Below are 15,772 nucleotides of genomic sequence, written 5' to 3' on the forward strand. Positions count from 1 at the left end.
GGTTCGGAGACGGGGCGTGTCTCCTCACGCCATGATTACGGGGCGTTCTTCTCCAGTGCGGGAAGCAAACTCGGGGCTACCTCGGCCATGAACATGCGCAGGGATCGCTGGGCGGCTGTCTGAGACAGACCTGGCGCGTGCACCATGATGTTGAGGGCACAGACCCCCGTTGTCTCGATGTAATCGCGCAGTTCGGCGGTCACCTTTTCCGGGGTGCCCACGGCGTACTCGAGGTTCCGTAGGATTTGCTCGGCGTTGGCCCCATCGAGATCGCCGTCGTACAGCCCCAACGCAGCTGCTTCCTGCATGTACTTCAACTTTGCGAACTGCGCGTGCAGTCGTTCTGCTGGCTCGCGCACGTCGGCCATGGCTTCTTCGATGGTCTCGGCGATGCACACCAACCGTGCGCCCCGAGCCTCCCCAGTGCCCCCGGCGCGGCGGTACTGCTCGATGATCGGCGCTTGGCGTATGGCGATTTCTGCTTCGCCCACAATGATATTGGCGCCCTCTCGAGCTGCGTGAGCGATCGACTCGCTATCACGGACAGCAGCCCACAAATACTGTTCCGGCGCCAGTGGAACCGTCGGGGTCAGCTGCAGTCGTCCGTCCACCTGAGTGCCACGCAAATACCCCGCGAGTTCTTCGAGTCCCGCGCGGAACTGTTGACGCTTCTCCTCAACGGAAAGGCTCCGAATCCCAAGCTCTTCGGGGCCGCCCTGACCCAAACCGTAGATGACGCGGCCGTCCGACAGGAGATGCAGCAGCATCAGCTTCTCGGCAATGCGCTCAGCGCGGTCCAGCACCATGAGCTTGATCCCAGTGGCCAGCCGAATCCGCTTGGTTCGCGCGATCAAAGATGCAATGAACACCTCAGAGTCCGGGAGCCTCGAATAGAACTCTCCGTCGCGGACGTAGTGATGTTCGGCGATCCACACCGAGTCATACCCCAACTCGTCGGCAAGCACGATGTCCTCGGCAGTTTGCCGCAACAAAGAAGCATCCGATTGCCCACGGACAGCCCACATTTGATGCATGAGGCCAAACGGCAGCTGAATTTCATTCGTTAGTGAGTTCATGTGATTCTCTCCTCGTCTGCGCCGATCCAGATGGATCAGCAACCGGGGAGTGTGGGAGGAGTCTTCGACAGAATCGAAGCGATGCTCCCCGCCTCCGAACAAGCCCAAGATAACCGCACGGATGTGCCGAGCAGGTCACCGAATGTTGCGGCCAAGTAAACAATTCCGCTCGTGCGGTCGGCAGCATCGCCTCAAATTCGTCTGCCAGATCAGACGTCAATGAGTGAAACCTGTTGTTGCAAAGAATACTTCGCAGAGTTCAATCTCTGATCCGGCCCGAATACCTTGCACATCTCGACCCACTCCTGCTAATTTCTGTTCCGGTCGGACCATTCATCCAAGTGTGATCAACCAACGACGGCGTCTGCGCCCCGCCGCAAGGGCCGGCCTGGAGGGCAGCGGCACGGACCGCGCTCGTGCGCACTCGAGGACCACTGACTGCACAGCTAGGAGCGCTCGATGCCACCCGTAACGATGTCGGCGAAGTTCACCCGGCCCGTTCTGACCCGTAGCGTGTCGGCCGAGATCGCCGCCCGCATCGAACGCCTAATCGCCACTGGAGAAATCGAACCCGGAGACCGACTGCCCTCCGAGCGGGATCTGGCCGACAGCATGGGAGTGTCGCGGACCTCCCTGCGCGAGGCGATGCACGAACTAGAGGCCAAACATCTCATCGAGCGCCGCCCGGGTCGGGGAACCATCGTGGCGCCGCGGCCAACCCATGTCACCGCGTTGTATACGGCACTGTCCGATGAACAACATCAGCTACGCGACATCGCCGAGCTGCGTGACACGATCGAGCCGCGGATCGCCGAGTACGCCGCCCAACGAGCGACACGAGCGAATTTGATCGCCCTGACAGACTCGTTGGATTTCAGCTGTCACGCAATGTCTCCCAAGGATTCCCTAAGTCGCGATGTCGAGTTCCACACCCTGGTGGCTCACACGGCGCAGAACCCGTTGATGAGCGCCATCAATACCATGGCCACCTCCTGGACGACGACAACGCGCCTGTTGTCACATGCCACCCAACACGCACGCGAAGTGTCCTACCGTGGCCACCGGCTGATCCTCGACGCGATCGCGGCGGCCGACGCCGAGGCGGCAGGACACGCCATGCACCAACACCTCAGTGAGGTCAACGACCTCAACCGAGCCAATCTTCCCAGAGCAGCGCGATGAGCACGGTCACCGTTACCAGCGACCCCGGGCGCGCTGACGTCGCCACACGATTCCATACCGCATCCGGCATTTCAGAACGCCGCCGTATTCCCGCCCGGGCGTATCGAACGGTCGCCGGCAGGGGAGGGCGACTCTAGCGGCCAGCCCGGTGCCAGCTCAGTCTGCGCCGGGGCAGGAGGATATCGCCACGCGAGTGCGTGAACGGTTGCCCTCGGTTTAGTTGTCTCAAAATCTGTTGGATGCGCAGGCGCCAAGTGTCCCGGGGTACCAATCCATTTCGCGACCCAACTCGAACCGACTCTACGGCCGCAGGATGTCTGCGGGGGACACAGTTTCGACGAATGCGCGCGCCGCGGCGGCGAGTTTCCTGTCCGCGGTCGCCAGCGCGTCCGCCTGCAGCTGGGTCAGTGCGATGTACTCGGCCTGGTACGTGTCCGGCCAGTTCAGCTCGGCGGCTATTCGCCATGCGTGGTCCTGCAGTGATCGGTCACCGAGGAGCCGGATCCGCAGTCCACGGATATCGTCGAGAACCTTCCGGCCGGTCCGTTCATCGATCTCGCCGCGGTGCACCGATTCGTACACGAGGGCGAGCGCCTGCGAGCGCAGCAGCGTGGGAGCCGCCAGGCTATGCTCCGATGGAATGGTCGCACCGTTAGCGGCGAGGTCGATGGCCACCCGGGCATCGATGACGAATGTTGTCACACCAGTACCTTGGCATGGACAGTCCGTCGTTGCGTGGTGCTCGTCCGTCCCCCGGTGGGGGAGCGGCGATTACCGGCCCGCGCCGACGTTCCCCGATGGCACGTTCTGTCGGGATTGATGATCACTTTCCGGTCAGTGCGTGACGGTCCACGGTTCGCGGGCGAAGATCTGCTCGACCATGGGGCGGAAGAACTCAAGCGGACGGTGCTCGAATTGCGTATCGAAACAGTTCTGGTCGTACTTCTCGCAGAACTCCACGCAATCGTCGAACCACTGGTGGCCGCGATACTTTTCACGGGCGTCCCGCACGCCACCCATGTGAGGTGCGTAGTAGTACTGCTGGAATTCGGGGTGAACCTTGACGATCCAGGCCACTCGTTCCGACACGTAAGGCGCGATGACTGCTGCCGCAAACGCTCCATGCGCATGTGGCGCGTACGTGTCACCGATGTCATGCAGGAGTGCCGCGACGACGTACTCGACCGATCGTTGGTCGTCGAAGGCCCGAGTTGCCGACTGCAGTGAGTGCTCCAGCCGACTGACCGGATATGCCTGCTGCCCATCAGCGAGAGCTTCCACCAGTTCGAGGACGCGGGGCACCAGTCCAGCGTTATTTGCCTCCTCAGCGCGAACGATGAGGCCATAGTCTTCCGCGGTGCCCTCCGCCATCGTGCGGTAGGTGGCACGTAATGGCGTGCTCATGACCGGCTCCTCTCGACGCGTTCCTGATTCAAACGTAGCCATGGCTTGTTTCGGCCGCGTGTCGAGGGGGCGGGCTGGACCGCTCGAATTCGGTATTGAACAGCCCTACCTCGAGGCACGCTGGCGCGCTATGAACGCGCCGCACCTGGTCGCCCGTCCACAAGGATTTGACAGCATCTCGTGTGCCGTCGCGATGAGTTTTGCCCTCCGGTGCAGTCTGATCTGCATGGGCAAACTCATCTATGGCTTCAACGTGTCGGTGGACGGGTACATCGCCGACGCGCAAGGCAACATCGACTTTTCCGATCCGAGCGAAGAACTGCACCAGTACTGGAACGACTTCGAACGGGAGACCGCCCTATCGTTCTACGGGCGGCGGCTCTACGAACTGATGTCCGCGTACTGGCCGACCGCCGACAAGACCCCGGACGCCACCCCACTGATCGTCGACTTCGCCCACATCTGGCGCGACATGCCCAAGGTCGTGTTCTCGCGCACCCTGGAGTCCGTCGACTGGAACTCCCGCCTGGAACGCGGCGACCCAGTCGAGGTGGTAACGAAGCTGAAAGCCGAAACCGACGGCAGGCTGGAGGTGGCCGGCGCGACGCTGGCCGCACCGATCGTGCAGGCCGGACTGGTGGATGAGTACCGGATCGTGGTTACGCCCACCGCCGTGGGCGGCGGCACACCGTTCTTCCCGACACTGCCGTCGTGGATCTCGCTGCGACTGTTGGAGAACCGCACCTTCCCGGGCGGCACGGTCCTGCTGCGCTACGAGGCCAAACACGACTGATCGGACATGCACAGCCAGGTGGCGTGTGGACGCACTACGAGGTACACGACTCGAGCGGCACCCCGTTACTGCTGTTGCACGGCGGCCTGTTCGACATCCGCCAGCAGTTCGGCGAACTGCTACCCGGGAAACTCGACGACCCGCCAACCACCGAGGAGGCCGCCTGAAACGCTCATCCACAGGTCTTGACAGTATCTCCAGCATGCTGGGGGGCGGCACTGTTGGCCCCGCTCGGCGATGGACACCACCTAAACGTCACATTCGTTCGGGCACTGATTGATTCATCTGATGGAGCAACAGCAACAGACCTGCACTCGCCGACATCAACGCGAAAACCTTTGGGCCAGTGAGCCCGACGCAGCGCCTGAATCTATCGGCAGTTGCCAAGGCACTGAGTGTCCGGAACAGATGACGAGGGCAGTACTGGCGGATGCGTCGTTTGTGCGGACTTCTGATGGGCAGCGTGAAGTGCTGTTTGTGTTGGTCGTCATTTTGTGCGACACGTCAGGCCCGTGGCTCGGCCAGCACCAGCGCGAGCAGGCCGGGAAAACGCGCGTCGAACTCCTCGCGCCGCAACCTGTTGAACCGGCGCGGGGCCCCGGTCGACCTGCTCCAGCAGTCCGGTGGCGCGGAGCACGGCGAAGTGGTGGCTGGCAGTCGCTTTTGACACCGGCAGGTCGAACGACCCGCAGGGACGGGTGAAATCCGGTCCGGCCGACAGGTCACCCGAGCTGATGACGCTTTCCGGGCGCACGCTGATCGGCGCGGAACTGGGCGCACATCTGGGCGTCACCGATTTGGACGGCAGCGTCCCGGTTTCCTACCGCGATACCTTAGGCGCTCCGCCGGAACCGCACGCCAGCCTGCGGTGACGGTCCATCACCAGAAGGTGTCACGACCGTCGAGGATCCACCGGCTGCCTATCCGTCAATTAGACCTTGACCGCATTCGCATCTATGAGGGTCACTATTTAGAAGGTGATCAGGGGTCGGTGCTTTGGGGATCAGTGATGTCGTGACTTCGGTGTTGCCGATGCGCACCTGCGCTGGGATGACTCCCCAGCCGTATGTCAACTCGCCGTGGTGGGCGCGCAAGAAGTCATCAACGTGCGCCGGTGTGGCGACGAAGTAGTACGGTGCGGGGCCCCGCCACTGGAACACCTCGGCGTCAAACTCCCAGTCCACGGTTTCACACTAGGACCGCAGGATCTTCAGCGCTTACGGAATCGCGGTCACCGTAACGGGCAATGGACTCGAACCCAGGGCGAAGGGGAGTGGGGGCGAGCGCCTGCGAGTGCAGCAACGTGAGAGTCGGCCGGAATGGTCGCTCCGCCAACGGCAAGGTCAATGGCCACTGTGCATCGATGACGAAGGTTGTCATACCAGCACTTTCGCATGGGCCGTCAGGAGTTTCCGGTTGTCTCGCCGGCCATACTCGGCCAGCCAGCCGCAGTTGGCAAGGTCGTTTCTTGCTGGATGGTGTCCAATGACCGGCGGGTCTGCAAGGCGCCCACCGCACTGCGAGTTATGTTGTCGCGGTGTCGGATCGGTGCGCGTGCGGGTCGGCGCTGAACCCATCCCGTCGTGGCGTCCTTAAGTATCTCGCCGCTGCGTCCCTTGGCGCAGTCCTCAGCAACGTTGCTGCATCGATCGACCCTGCTCCCACAGCGGCCGAACCGTTCACCACCTCGGCTAGCGGGCTCGGGCCGGCGCCGAGCATCATCACGCGCGCCCAGTGGGGTGCCGATGAAGCGATGAGACGCGGGACTCCGTTGTTCGACAACGGCATCCGGGCGGGGATAGTGCACCACACGGCAACCCCCAACGAGTATGCGGCGGGCGACTCGGCGGGCATCGTCCGCGGCATCTACAGCTATCACACGACGGACCTGGGCTGGGGCGACATCGCCTACAACTCCCTGGTCGACCGGTACGGGCAGGTGTTCGAAGGACGATTCGGCGGCATCACCCGCCCCGTCGAGGGCAGCCACACCGGCGGGTTCAACGCCAACACCTGGGCGGTGGCCATGATCGGAAACTTCGACGAAGCCCCACCGACAACAGTGCAACTTCAGGCGGTGGGCCAACTGCTCGGATGGCGACTTGCAATGGACACCGTCCCACCGCTCGGCACCGTGGCGCTGACATCGGCAGGCGGTCCGTACACACGTTACCCACGCGGCGATACACCCATCCTGGCAACCATTTTCGGCCATCGCGACGTGGGCGACACCGCCTGTCCTGGCTCCTTCGGCTACGCCTCTCTCGACCAGATACGGCACATCGCCGCTCGGTTCAACAAACCACGCAACGCCCAGGATCTCGCCGACTCACTACGAGGCGGAGCGATCTACGCGCGCTGGCAGGCCATGGGTGGTATGAGCGGTCCACTCGGCGCGCCGACGTCGCCAGAGGCGTCCGGGTCCGGTGACGCCCGATACGTCACCTTCGACAGGGGGGCGATCTACTGGTCACCCGCGTGCGGTGCGCAACCGGTAACCGGCGGCATCTACGACGCCTGGGCCACCCTTGGCTACGAGTACGGCGCGCTCGGACTGCCGACCAGCGGGGAAATTCAGGAACCTCAGTGGATCGTTCAGAACTTTCAGCACGGGACCCTGAACTGGGACAGGGCCAACTCGACGGTGACCAGGGTGATGGACGGCGTGCCAGTCGAACTGCCACCGCCGTCGCCGGAGGGTCCGCCCGCCGAACTGGAACGATTCTCGCCCGCCCGGAACCGCGTCTGAGCAGATCCTTGTTTGATCGGGACGCGGCGCGTGCTACTCGGCCATCCTCGGCATCCCGACGGCCTTCTGGTTGCGGGGAGGCATAGGGCCTCGCGTGGAACCGGTGAGTCGGCGGCCCGGGTTGTCAGCCGGGCTGCCCCGAGCGGCGAGTTCTGGGTGGACGTGAGCAGCTTTGTCAACGAAAGGTCGACGTTCGCGCGGCCTGCAAAACTGTTTGATGCCGACCAAATGCCGTCGCTAGGCTGATCGCCAAGACTTGAGCAGAGCCGAAAGAAGCGATTACTCGGATGAGCCCCGTACTGGCAGTCGTACTGGTACCAGACCATGTGCAACGAAGACCGGAATCCCGGCTGGAAACCGCTCGGCCCTTACCCGCTCAACAAGGTGCCGAACAAGGCCCTCGTCACCGGCACGCTTGCCGACTGGGTCGTCCCCGTTCTCGAAGACGCGGCGGACGAAATCGACTGGATCTCCGGCGAGATCCGCATCGACTGCTACAAGGAGGCCGCACCGGCCCTCGGCACCCCCCTACTTCTCCAGCGAAACCCGCGAAGTGCCGCGCATCAGCTACTACTTTCCACCTTCCGAGGACAACCACTGAGTGGTCCCGACTCGCTCAGAGGTTTTGAGAGCGGAAGGCCTGGGAGACAGGCGAAATGATCGTAGGAGCGGTGGCCGGCCCGAGCGCGAGCAGTAATTCATCCGATGCAACATGCAGTGATTTACAGGTCAACCTCCGTACTCGATTCCGCCGTGGCCCCTGCCGATAGTGACGCGAAGCAGAAGCATGGGAGCTCGGTTGTTGCGCCGGACCGGCTTCCGTCCCGGACGCTAAGACGAATCTCGTTATGTGGCAACATGATACGTCCACATCGACCTCCGCTACCAAGCAATACCGGCTATGTGCGCTGACGAATTCCACTGGTACCGCAGTCTGAGTGGGGCGAAATGCTCACGGCCAGTGAAGGTTATGACGGCTCGCCTTCGGCGGGGGAGTCGTGGTTCGTGGCCAGGCGGTGCAGGACTCGTTCGTTGAGGGCGGCGAGCATGTCGAGCTCAGCCGGGGTGAACAGGTCAATGAAGTTCCGGCGGACGTCCTCCACGTGCCTGGGCGCCGCCTTCTCGATGGAGGCGCGGCCAGCCGGCAGCAGACAGACCATGGTGCTGCGGGCGTCGTCGGGGTTGGGCTCGCGGCTGATCAGCCCGTCCTTCTGCATACGCCGCACCTGGTGGGAGAGACGACTCTTCTCCCAGCCCAGTGCGATGCATAGGGCGTGGGCCGGCATGCGGTCTCCATCGAGAGCCGAGAGCACCGCCAGAACCTCGTAGTCCGCCCCGGACAGACCCGATTCCTGCAGGCGTCGGTTCAGGCGAGCCTCGACCTGATCATGCGCGTGGATGAAGGCCCGCCAGGCGCGGTCTTCACGAGCGTTCAGCCAGTTCGGTTCCATCAGCCCCCATGCTAACCCTCATTGGTTGACGCGTCACCGAAATTGCGTATGGTTGAGAAGTCAACCTTTTCAGATCGTCAACCAGGACGGGGATACCTCATGAGCAGCATCAGCATCATCGGCACCGGGAACATGGCCCGCGCCATCGGCACGCTGGCCGTAGCGGGCGGCAACACCGTCGAGGTCATCGGCCGCGATCAGTCCAAGGCCGCCGACCTTGCCAAAACTCTCGGCGGCAGCGCCACGACAGGAGAGTTCGGCGCCGTCCCTGCCGGGGACATCGTCATCGTGGCCCTGCTGTACGCCAATGTCGTTCCGGTCATCGCCCAGTACGGAGATGCCCTGGCGGGCAAGGTCATCGTCGACATCAGCAACCCCTTCAATTCCGCGGCCGACGGGCTGGCCATCCCCGAGGACACTTCGATCGCGCAGGAAGTCGACAAGGTCGCGCCGGCCAGCGCCAGCGTGGTGAAGGCATCCAACACCATCTTCGGTGTCGCCCTGGCCCAGGGCCGGCCGCTCGACGTCTTCATCGGCGGCGACGACGCGCGCGCCAAGGCGGGCGTCGCGGAGTTCGTCGAGAGCCTCAATCTGCGCCCGCTGGACGTCGGCGGCTTGACCATGGCGCACTGGCTGGAAGGCGCGGGCCTGGTGGTGATGGGCCTCGCTCGCAACGGGGTGGGGAACTACGACTTCGCACTCGGCGCCACCGTTTCCGGCTGAGCACACCCCCAATTCCCTCATAAGGACAGTCACATGCACGTTTTCGTCACTGGCGGAACCGGCCATGCCGGTTCGTACATCATCCCCGAGCTCATCGCCGCCGGGCACCAGGTCACCGGTCTGGCCCGGTCGGACACGGCCGCGGCGACCCTGTCCGCGCTGGGCGCGACGGTGCGTCGCGGCAGCCTCGAGGATCTCGACGGGCTCAGGGAGGCGGCCGCGGACTCCGACGGCGTCATCCACGTCGCGCACCGGCAAGATCTGCTTCCGTCCGGCGGGCTGGACGCCGTGGCCGCCGCGGAGCTGCCGATCATGCTTGCCTACGGCGAGGCACTGGAAGGGACCGGAAAGCCGCTGGTCGCAGCGGGCAGTGTCGGCTCGCCTGGAAACCTGGGCCGGCCGGCCACCGAGGAAGACCCGGCGCTCCCCAGCGGGGAGGAGCACAAGGGCACCCTGCGGGCTCGCAACGTCGTGGAACGGGCTGTAATTGGCCTCGCCGAGCGGGGAGTGCGGTCTTCGATCGTGCGGCTTCCGCTCGTCGCGCACGGCACGACCGATAACGCTGGCTTCCTCCCCGGGCTGATCGCGCTCGCGAAGGAGAAGGGCTTCGCCGGCTACCCCGGAGACGGCGAAAACCTATGGGACGCCGTACACATCCGCGATGTCGCCACCGTGTTCCGCCTGGCGTTGGAGAAGGGTCCGGCTGGTAGATATTGGCACGCGGTTCAGGATGGGGGCGTCCCGTTCCGCGAGATCGCCGAGGCCATTGGAAGCCGTCTGGGCCTGCCCGCGGTGAGCGTTCCCGTGGATGCATTGATGCTGCCGGGATATTTCGGCATGTTCACGAATCTGGTCACGATGGACCTCCCAGCGTCCAGCCTCATTACCCGCGAGGCCCTGGGCTGGGAACCCGCTGAGCCCGGCCTGTTCGCCGATTTGGACAACGGACACTACTTCTCCGCCAACTGACGGCCTAGGCGCACCAACCGAATTCCCCACACTACGAGGAGCAACCATGACCACGTTCGCCCCGCACCGCGACACCTTGGAGTCCTTCGTCGACTGCATCCACGGCGGCGTCGACAACGACGTCCTCACCGGTTTGCTCGCCGAGGACGTGCGGCTATACGGCCCGTTCGGCGATGACCCAGTCGTCGGCCGCGACGCCGCCGTGCAGACCATCAAGAAAGTCAACAAACTGTCCTCCGACGACACCTACATGGAGGTCCTCAGCGGCGAGACCCACCACGCCGCACACTTCCGGCTGCAAGTCGGAGACGCCGCGGTCAACGGCATCTTCTTCGTCCTGCTCGACGCCGACGGCAAGATCGCCGAAGTGAGCATCTTCTACCGCACGCTGCCGGCCGGCGTTGCGCTGCAGCGCAACCTCGCGGAGGCAATCGGCATACCGCCCTGGGAATTACGCACGAACGGGGAGTGAGGCGTGGCCCGCCATGGCGTGGGGGACTTCAACTTCTCCCTTGGCGTCAACGTCGGCTGAGTTCGACGCCGGATCCGGCACGCGAATCGGAAACATCAACCATCAATTCAATGGGAGTGATCGTGGGAAAACTAGATAACAAAGTCGCGGTGATCACCGGCGCGACAAGTGGTATGGCACTGGCCGGTGCCAAGTTGTTCGTTGACGAAGGCGCTCACGTCTTCATCTCGGGCCGACGGCAGCAAGCCGTGGATGAAGCCGTGAAGCTGATCGGCCGAAATGTGACCGGCGTACAGGGCGATTCGGCCGACCTCGACGATCTGGACCGTTTGTTCGACACGGTCAAACAGGAAAGGGCTCGATCGACGTGTTGTGGGCAAGCGCCGGGACGGGCGCACAAGGCCGGCTCGGCGAGATCACCGAGGAGGACTTCGATGCCGCCTTCATGTTGAACGCGCGCGGGACGCTGTTCACGGTCCAGAAGGCGCTGCCGCTGTTCAACGATGGCGGCTCGATCTTCATGACCGGGTCAAACGCTTCGCTGCGGGGCTATCCCAATTGGAGTGTGTACGCGGGAAGCAAGGCCGTGCTGCCCGCCTACGCACGGGTGTGGGTGTCGGAGTTGAGGGACATGAAGATCCGGGTGAACGTGCTGACCCCTGGGCAGGTCGCCACGCCGGCCCTGGAACAGGTGATGACCGAGGAGCAGAAGGCGCAGTTCGAGTCCGTGATCCCGCGCCGAGAGTCGGGCCGCCCCGAGGAGATCGCCTCGGCCGCCTTGTTCCTCGCCTCGGACGACTCGAGCTATGTCAATGGCATGGAGTTGGTTGTCGACGGCGGCACCACAGTGATCTGAATGCCCAAGCAAACAACGATATTAGGAGTAACCATGACCACCTTCGCCCTGCACCGCGACACCGTGGAATTCTTCGTCGACTGCATGCACGGCGGCGCAGACAAAGACGCTCTTTCCGGAATCCTCGCCGAGGACGTGGTGATGTACGGCCCGCTCAGCGATGAGCCACTCAGCGGCCGCGAGGCAGTCCTCGAAGCCATACGGACCGTCGGCACGGTGGCGGCCGACCTCACCTACAAGGAAGTCCTCAGCGGCGGGACACACCACGCCGCGTACTTCCGGCTGCAGATCGAAGACACCGTTGTCAACGGGATGGACTACATCCTGCTGGACGCTGACGGCAAGATCGCCGAGGTGACCATATGGTGGCGCCCGCTGCCTGCCGGTGTCGACATGCAGGGGTACCTTGCTGGCCTCCTCGGCATGCAGCCCTGGGAACTGCGCACGAACGTGGAGTGACGCAGTCGAAAATCATTGGGCAGCAAGGCATGGCCGATCAAACTTACTGGTGGCACCCCATATTCGATTGCTGCACGTTAGTCAACGAAGCACGTAGGCACGCTGCCACGGAGCGTTAGCGACGTCTCGTTTGTGGAGAAACGACACGCTTGTACCGCAAGCCCGGGTCGGTGTCGGCGTGCCGATGCCCGACAACTCGGCGACCTGCCAAATCCGCGTCGAAAGCTCATCCACACAGCGGAATTGGACAGTTGGGCGCTCTTGGCGCTGGTGCAGAGTGCTGCGCAGGAGCAGGAGGCGGGGCTGGCGCGGGTCGCGGGGCAGGAGGCGGTGCCTCGTGTGCTGGCGGTGCCTGTCGGGCTGGCTGCTCCCGCACCACCTCTGGCGCCCGCGGAGCAGGTGCTTGGTGGACAGGCGCTTGCCGGGCCGCCGCCCCGGGAGCGGGAGCCTGGGGAGCGGGCGGCTCGATCGCGGGGGCGGGAGCCTGGGCTATGGGAGCCGGAGCGACTTGCACGGGTGATTTGTCCGCGCTCCGCTGCTGCGGTGGCTCTTGCTGCGCCGGTTTCGGCGTGCGGTCTTGCGGCTCAGGATTCGTCACCTGCGGAACTGGATTGTCCTGGCGAGGCGTCGAGTCCTCGGGCGCACGAGGCACCGAAGGGGAGGGTCGAGTCGCTGGTGCCGGTTCGGCTGGCGGCGGCACGGCGGGATTCGGCGAATCAGCCTTCGGCGGGATCTCACCGCGTCGCGCCGAAGGATCGGGGCCACTTCCTGGCGCCATGTTGCCCGGTGCGGGCTTAGGCTTTCCCTGTAGTTGGTCGACTTTCGGCGGTGTGTAGACGGGCACCGGCGAAAGTTTCGGTGCGGTAAATCCGGGTGACACCTTTGACGGCGGCGTTGCGGGCGCGGGTGCCGTCAAAGCTGGTGGTGTAAAAGGCCTTTGGTGGTCTGTCGTCTGCGTGGCGGGTCGCTGCCCAGGTGCCGACAGTGGCTGCGATCCGGCGGGCATGGTGACGCGCGGAGCGAGTTCCCTAGTGAAGTCGCGGGCGGATTTGTCCGCGAGGTCCTTCACCGAGGGCCCCGAGTTTGCCGCATTGTCATTGGAGATGAACTGTGCCAGTGAAGCGTTCAGGTTTACCACCGGGGCCGAGAGGTGGGTGTTGTCGTGGTTGACTGACTGGGCGGTCGATGCGGTGGACAGCGGCGCCCAGTCGCGATTGCGCGGATCGTGCCAATCCCGGTTCATGTTCCAGTTTTGGTAGAGGTTCGGGTTGAATCCGTGGGCCTGGTTCCACTGCGTGCGGTGGTACACGGGGTCGTCGTTCTGAAACTTCCACCGGTAGTACTGCTCGTACGGGTGGTGGCCGTTGTACCAGTCCTGATCGCGTGGATCACCGGGTTGGTCACGGCGTTGGCCAAAGTCGTTACGGCCGTCGCGGTCCCAGCCGTTGCGGTCATAGCCGGCCCAGTTATAGCCAGCCCAGTTGTAGCCCCGGTGGTCGTAGCCCCACCGGTCGTAGCCCGATCGGTCATACCCCCACCGGTCGAAGCCTAGGAAGTCGTAGCCGTACTGGTTGTAGCCGCTGAGATCGTAGTTGTACCAGTTGGTTGGGTCATAGCCGTAGAGCTGCCCCCACGTCGGGTCGTAGTAACCCATGTCTTCGAGGTTCGGTGTCAGCGGAGGCGCGTAGGGCTGTGGCCAGTCGTCCGCGGGGGCATCCGGAACACCGGGCGGCGCCGCGGCGAAGTCGTCGGGCGCCGGGGTCCCTGCCTCATCCGAGGTTGGGTATCCCCAGCTGGGCGCAGTCGCGCTCGTCAGGGCCACATCCGGCGGCTGCGAGGGGTCGCCCGGGTCGGCGGCTGGCGGTGCGGGAAGTGGCGAGGGCAGCGCGGGCAGTTGTTGCGCCGAATCGGGTGTGTACTGCAGAAGTTCTTGTGTCAGTTGCAAATACAGGTTCTGCAGGCTGGTCCGCTGAGGTGATGCCGACAGGTAGTCCAAGTCCTGTTTCGCCTCATTGAGTGAGGTGCGCGCGTCGGTCAGCTGATCGGGTGTGGGCTGCTGTCCGCTGCCGAGAATGTCCTGGGCCTGCTTCAGATCGTTGACGACGGCGGCGAGGACGACGTCCTGTGAATGCTCGGGAAAGACTGCCTTCTCGGCACCCCACAGAGCGCCTCCCGGCGAGGCCTCGTACGTTGCGCCCAGCAGACCCACGACGAGTAACACGACCAATCCGCCAGCGGTGGCCACCTTGCCGCGGCGCGAACGGGGTACGAGCCTGCGCCACCGCGACATCGGTTGCTCGGCCGGCTCGGCAAACTGCAGAACGTCCTCGGGGACGGGTGGGGGACTGAGAGCCGTCATGCCGACCTCCTGACAACGACCGATAGCCGCGCGATTGCGGATGCTTAGGTGCTTGCTGGCTCCGGCTTTAGACCTAGCGACCAGATTTACTAAGCACAACTAAAATCTACGCGCGCCTGCCGGGCACACCCAGCCTCGCGATGAAACTCTTAGCAAGCCACAGCTCTCGCATAGAGACGCACAGGACGCAGTCGGCGGTCCCGCCGCACCATGGCCGAGAGGTGCAGGCTCTCCGTCAAGTGGCTACCGGACAAGGGGGACTCTGACAGTACCCGTATTACGGGGGTCTCCTTGGCGTCGGGAATACCGCATAACTTGCTACGAGAGATGCCCGGCTGAACTAACGGTCTTGTCCGACCAACGAGAAAGGCGACAGTGGTAAACAGCCAATTTACAACGCATGCAGAACTTTTCGATCTGAGTGGTAAGCACGGCCTCGTCACCGGTGGTACCAGGGGCATCGGGATGATGATCGCGCGCGGGCTTCTCCAGGCGGGCGTCCGCGTAGTCATCAGCTCACGCAGCGCAGAAGCGTGCGCTCAGGCGCAGGAACAGCTCTCCGAATTCGGCGACGTCTGGGCGGTCCCCGCCGATCTGTCCCGGCACGAGGAGTGTGAGCGCCTCGCTCGCCTCGTCACGGCCGATTCTGGGAGTCTCGACATCCTCGTCAACAATGCGGGTGCAATGTGGGACGAGCCATTGGCGACGTTCCCGGACGCTGCCTGGGACACGGTCATCGACCTCAACCTGAAGGCGCCGTTTTGGCTGGTGCAGTCGCTGCTGCCCGCACTTCGTAACGCTGGGACCGCCGACGATCCCGCGCGGATCATCAACATCGGCAGCATCGCCGCCATACACATTCCCCAACGGCCCAACTACTCGTACTCCAGCAGCAAGGCTGCGCTGCATCAACTCACCAGAGTGCTCGCCAAGGAGCTGGGCCCACAGCACATCACGGTGAACGCGGTGGCGCCGGGACCGTTCCCTTCGACGATGATGGCTGCGACCCTCGACGAGTTCGGCGAGGTGATCGCGGCGTCGGCCCCGCTGCGCCGGATCGGCCGCGACGACGACATGGCGGGTGTCGCCGTGTTCCTCGCCAGCCGCGCAGGGGCTTACCTAACGGGCACCATCGTCCCCGTCGACGGAGGGATCGCCACGACCGCGTGATCCTTTTGGCGGCGACATCGGCGCGATGCCGGGCTCCACAATTTCCCTCACCGTGGCATGCAGTCTCCGGTCATGACCGACGTCTGATCTGTCGGACGCTGAGGCTTCA

General features: G+C 64.0%; 16 protein-coding genes and 2 pseudogenes. 12 read left to right on the forward strand and 6 right to left on the reverse strand.

Features of this window, described 5'->3' with window-relative positions; all coding sequences use genetic code 11:
• Positions 1–35: 35 nt before the first annotated feature.
• The gene (locus tag HNP02_RS05810; RefSeq protein WP_184436023.1) at positions 36–1,076 is read right to left on the reverse strand and encodes an LLM class flavin-dependent oxidoreductase; all 1,041 of its coding nucleotides are present in this window, start codon (positions 1,074–1,076) and stop codon (positions 36–38) included.
• Between the two features lie 459 nt (positions 1,077–1,535).
• Between HNP02_RS05810 and HNP02_RS05815 the strand changes: the two genes are divergently transcribed.
• Positions 1,536–2,258 (forward strand): FadR/GntR family transcriptional regulator, encoded by a 723-nt coding sequence (locus tag HNP02_RS05815; RefSeq protein ID WP_255506219.1) that lies wholly within the window; start codon positions 1,536–1,538, stop codon positions 2,256–2,258.
• Between the two features lie 300 nt (positions 2,259–2,558).
• Here the strand turns inward: HNP02_RS05815 and HNP02_RS42520 are convergent, their stop codons facing one another.
• Both HNP02_RS42520 and HNP02_RS05825 read right to left on the reverse strand, forming a co-directional pair.
• The gene (locus HNP02_RS42520) at positions 2,559–2,960 is read right to left on the reverse strand and encodes a type II toxin-antitoxin system VapC family toxin (RefSeq protein WP_184436025.1); all 402 of its coding nucleotides are present in this window, start codon (positions 2,958–2,960) and stop codon (positions 2,559–2,561) included.
• A 132-nt stretch (positions 2,961–3,092) separates the two neighbouring features.
• Complete coding sequence (locus HNP02_RS05825; protein ID WP_184436027.1) at positions 3,093–3,662, reverse strand: HD domain-containing protein; 570 nt, start codon at positions 3,660–3,662, stop codon at positions 3,093–3,095.
• 226 nt (positions 3,663–3,888) lie between these two features.
• Between HNP02_RS05825 and HNP02_RS05830 the strand changes: the two genes are divergently transcribed.
• The 3 genes from HNP02_RS05830 (at position 3,889) to HNP02_RS05840 (ending at position 5,327) form a co-directional block, all read left to right on the forward strand.
• Positions 3,889–4,455 (forward strand): dihydrofolate reductase family protein, encoded by a 567-nt coding sequence (locus HNP02_RS05830; protein WP_184436557.1) that lies wholly within the window; start codon positions 3,889–3,891, stop codon positions 4,453–4,455.
• A 23-nt stretch (positions 4,456–4,478) separates the two neighbouring features.
• The gene (locus HNP02_RS05835) at positions 4,479–4,622 is read left to right on the forward strand and encodes a hypothetical protein (RefSeq protein ID WP_184436029.1); all 144 of its coding nucleotides are present in this window, start codon (positions 4,479–4,481) and stop codon (positions 4,620–4,622) included.
• A 456-nt stretch (positions 4,623–5,078) separates the two neighbouring features.
• Positions 5,079–5,327: a hypothetical protein gene (locus tag HNP02_RS05840; RefSeq protein ID WP_184436031.1), complete on the forward strand. Its 249-nt coding sequence runs from the start codon at positions 5,079–5,081 to the stop codon at positions 5,325–5,327.
• 48 nt (positions 5,328–5,375) lie between these two features.
• Here the strand turns inward: HNP02_RS05840 and HNP02_RS05845 are convergent, their stop codons facing one another.
• On the reverse strand, positions 5,376–5,639 hold the full coding sequence (locus HNP02_RS05845) for a DUF1905 domain-containing protein (RefSeq protein ID WP_184436033.1): 264 nt from the start codon (positions 5,637–5,639) through the stop codon (positions 5,376–5,378).
• 431 nt (positions 5,640–6,070) lie between these two features.
• Here HNP02_RS05845 and HNP02_RS05850 point away from each other — a divergent pair.
• Both HNP02_RS05850 and HNP02_RS05855 read left to right on the forward strand, forming a co-directional pair.
• Positions 6,071–7,204: pseudogene (locus HNP02_RS05850) on the forward strand (N-acetylmuramoyl-L-alanine amidase); the annotation flags it as partial.
• A 324-nt stretch (positions 7,205–7,528) separates the two neighbouring features.
• Positions 7,529–7,864, forward strand: a complete 336-nt coding sequence (locus tag HNP02_RS05855; protein ID WP_184436037.1) for a hypothetical protein — start codon at positions 7,529–7,531, stop codon at positions 7,862–7,864.
• Positions 7,865–8,172: 308 nt separating this feature from the next.
• On the opposite strand, the gene HNP02_RS05860 is transcribed toward HNP02_RS05855, so the two are convergent.
• Positions 8,173–8,655, reverse strand: coding sequence for a MarR family winged helix-turn-helix transcriptional regulator (locus HNP02_RS05860; RefSeq protein WP_184436039.1), 483 nt, complete (start codon positions 8,653–8,655; stop codon positions 8,173–8,175).
• A gap of 99 nt (positions 8,656–8,754) precedes the next feature.
• Here HNP02_RS05860 and HNP02_RS05865 point away from each other — a divergent pair, with 99 nt between their 5' ends.
• The 5 genes and pseudogenes from HNP02_RS05865 (at position 8,755) to HNP02_RS05885 (ending at position 12,134) form a co-directional block, all read left to right on the forward strand.
• The gene (locus HNP02_RS05865) at positions 8,755–9,378 is read left to right on the forward strand and encodes an NADPH-dependent F420 reductase (RefSeq protein ID WP_184436041.1); all 624 of its coding nucleotides are present in this window, start codon (positions 8,755–8,757) and stop codon (positions 9,376–9,378) included.
• 33 nt (positions 9,379–9,411) lie between these two features.
• Positions 9,412–10,347, forward strand: coding sequence for an SDR family oxidoreductase (locus HNP02_RS05870; RefSeq protein ID WP_184436043.1), 936 nt, complete (start codon positions 9,412–9,414; stop codon positions 10,345–10,347).
• A gap of 46 nt (positions 10,348–10,393) precedes the next feature.
• Positions 10,394–10,819: a hypothetical protein gene (locus HNP02_RS05875; protein ID WP_184436045.1), complete on the forward strand. Its 426-nt coding sequence runs from the start codon at positions 10,394–10,396 to the stop codon at positions 10,817–10,819.
• 122 nt (positions 10,820–10,941) lie between these two features.
• Positions 10,942–11,675: pseudogene (locus tag HNP02_RS05880) on the forward strand (SDR family NAD(P)-dependent oxidoreductase).
• Positions 11,676–11,708: 33 nt separating this feature from the next.
• Positions 11,709–12,134 carry a nuclear transport factor 2 family protein gene (locus HNP02_RS05885; protein ID WP_184436047.1) on the forward strand — a complete coding sequence of 142 codons (426 nt, stop codon included), beginning with the start codon at positions 11,709–11,711 and terminating at the stop codon, positions 12,132–12,134.
• Positions 12,135–12,360: 226 nt separating this feature from the next.
• Here HNP02_RS05885 and HNP02_RS05890 read toward each other — a convergent pair whose 3' ends face one another.
• Positions 12,361–14,493 (reverse strand): hypothetical protein, encoded by a 2,133-nt coding sequence (locus tag HNP02_RS05890; protein WP_184436049.1) that lies wholly within the window; start codon positions 14,491–14,493, stop codon positions 12,361–12,363.
• A gap of 375 nt (positions 14,494–14,868) precedes the next feature.
• Between HNP02_RS05890 and HNP02_RS05895 the strand changes: the two genes are divergently transcribed.
• On the forward strand, positions 14,869–15,663 hold the full coding sequence (locus tag HNP02_RS05895) for an SDR family oxidoreductase (protein WP_184436050.1): 795 nt from the start codon (positions 14,869–14,871) through the stop codon (positions 15,661–15,663).
• Positions 15,664–15,772 lie beyond the last annotated feature (109 nt).

The organism is Mycobacterium sp. AZCC_0083 (assembly GCF_014202335.1).
In the GTDB taxonomy this organism is placed as follows: Bacteria; Actinomycetota; Actinomycetes; order Mycobacteriales; family Mycobacteriaceae; genus Mycobacterium.

What these genes read in the sequence shown, in the direction of transcription:
- HNP02_RS05810 (WP_184436023.1), bottom strand. Translation starts at nt 1,076, where the DNA reads ATGAACTCACTAACGAATGAAATTCAGCTGCCGTTTGGCCTCATGCAT.
- HNP02_RS05815 (WP_255506219.1), top strand. Translation starts at nt 1,536, where the DNA reads ATGCCACCCGTAACGATGTCGGCGAAGTTCACCCGGCCCGTTCTGACC.
- HNP02_RS05825 (WP_184436027.1), bottom strand. Translation starts at nt 3,662, where the DNA reads ATGAGCACGCCATTACGTGCCACCTACCGCACGATGGCGGAGGGCACC.
- HNP02_RS05830 (WP_184436557.1), top strand. Translation starts at nt 3,889, where the DNA reads ATGGGCAAACTCATCTATGGCTTCAACGTGTCGGTGGACGGGTACATC.
- HNP02_RS05855 (WP_184436037.1), top strand. Translation starts at nt 7,529, where the DNA reads ATGTGCAACGAAGACCGGAATCCCGGCTGGAAACCGCTCGGCCCTTAC.
- HNP02_RS05860 (WP_184436039.1), bottom strand. Translation starts at nt 8,655, where the DNA reads ATGGAACCGAACTGGCTGAACGCTCGTGAAGACCGCGCCTGGCGGGCC.
- HNP02_RS05865 (WP_184436041.1), top strand. Translation starts at nt 8,755, where the DNA reads ATGAGCAGCATCAGCATCATCGGCACCGGGAACATGGCCCGCGCCATC.
- HNP02_RS05870 (WP_184436043.1), top strand. Translation starts at nt 9,412, where the DNA reads ATGCACGTTTTCGTCACTGGCGGAACCGGCCATGCCGGTTCGTACATC.
- HNP02_RS05875 (WP_184436045.1), top strand. Translation starts at nt 10,394, where the DNA reads ATGACCACGTTCGCCCCGCACCGCGACACCTTGGAGTCCTTCGTCGAC.
- HNP02_RS05885 (WP_184436047.1), top strand. Translation starts at nt 11,709, where the DNA reads ATGACCACCTTCGCCCTGCACCGCGACACCGTGGAATTCTTCGTCGAC.
- HNP02_RS05890 (WP_184436049.1), bottom strand. Translation starts at nt 14,493, where the DNA reads ATGACGGCTCTCAGTCCCCCACCCGTCCCCGAGGACGTTCTGCAGTTT.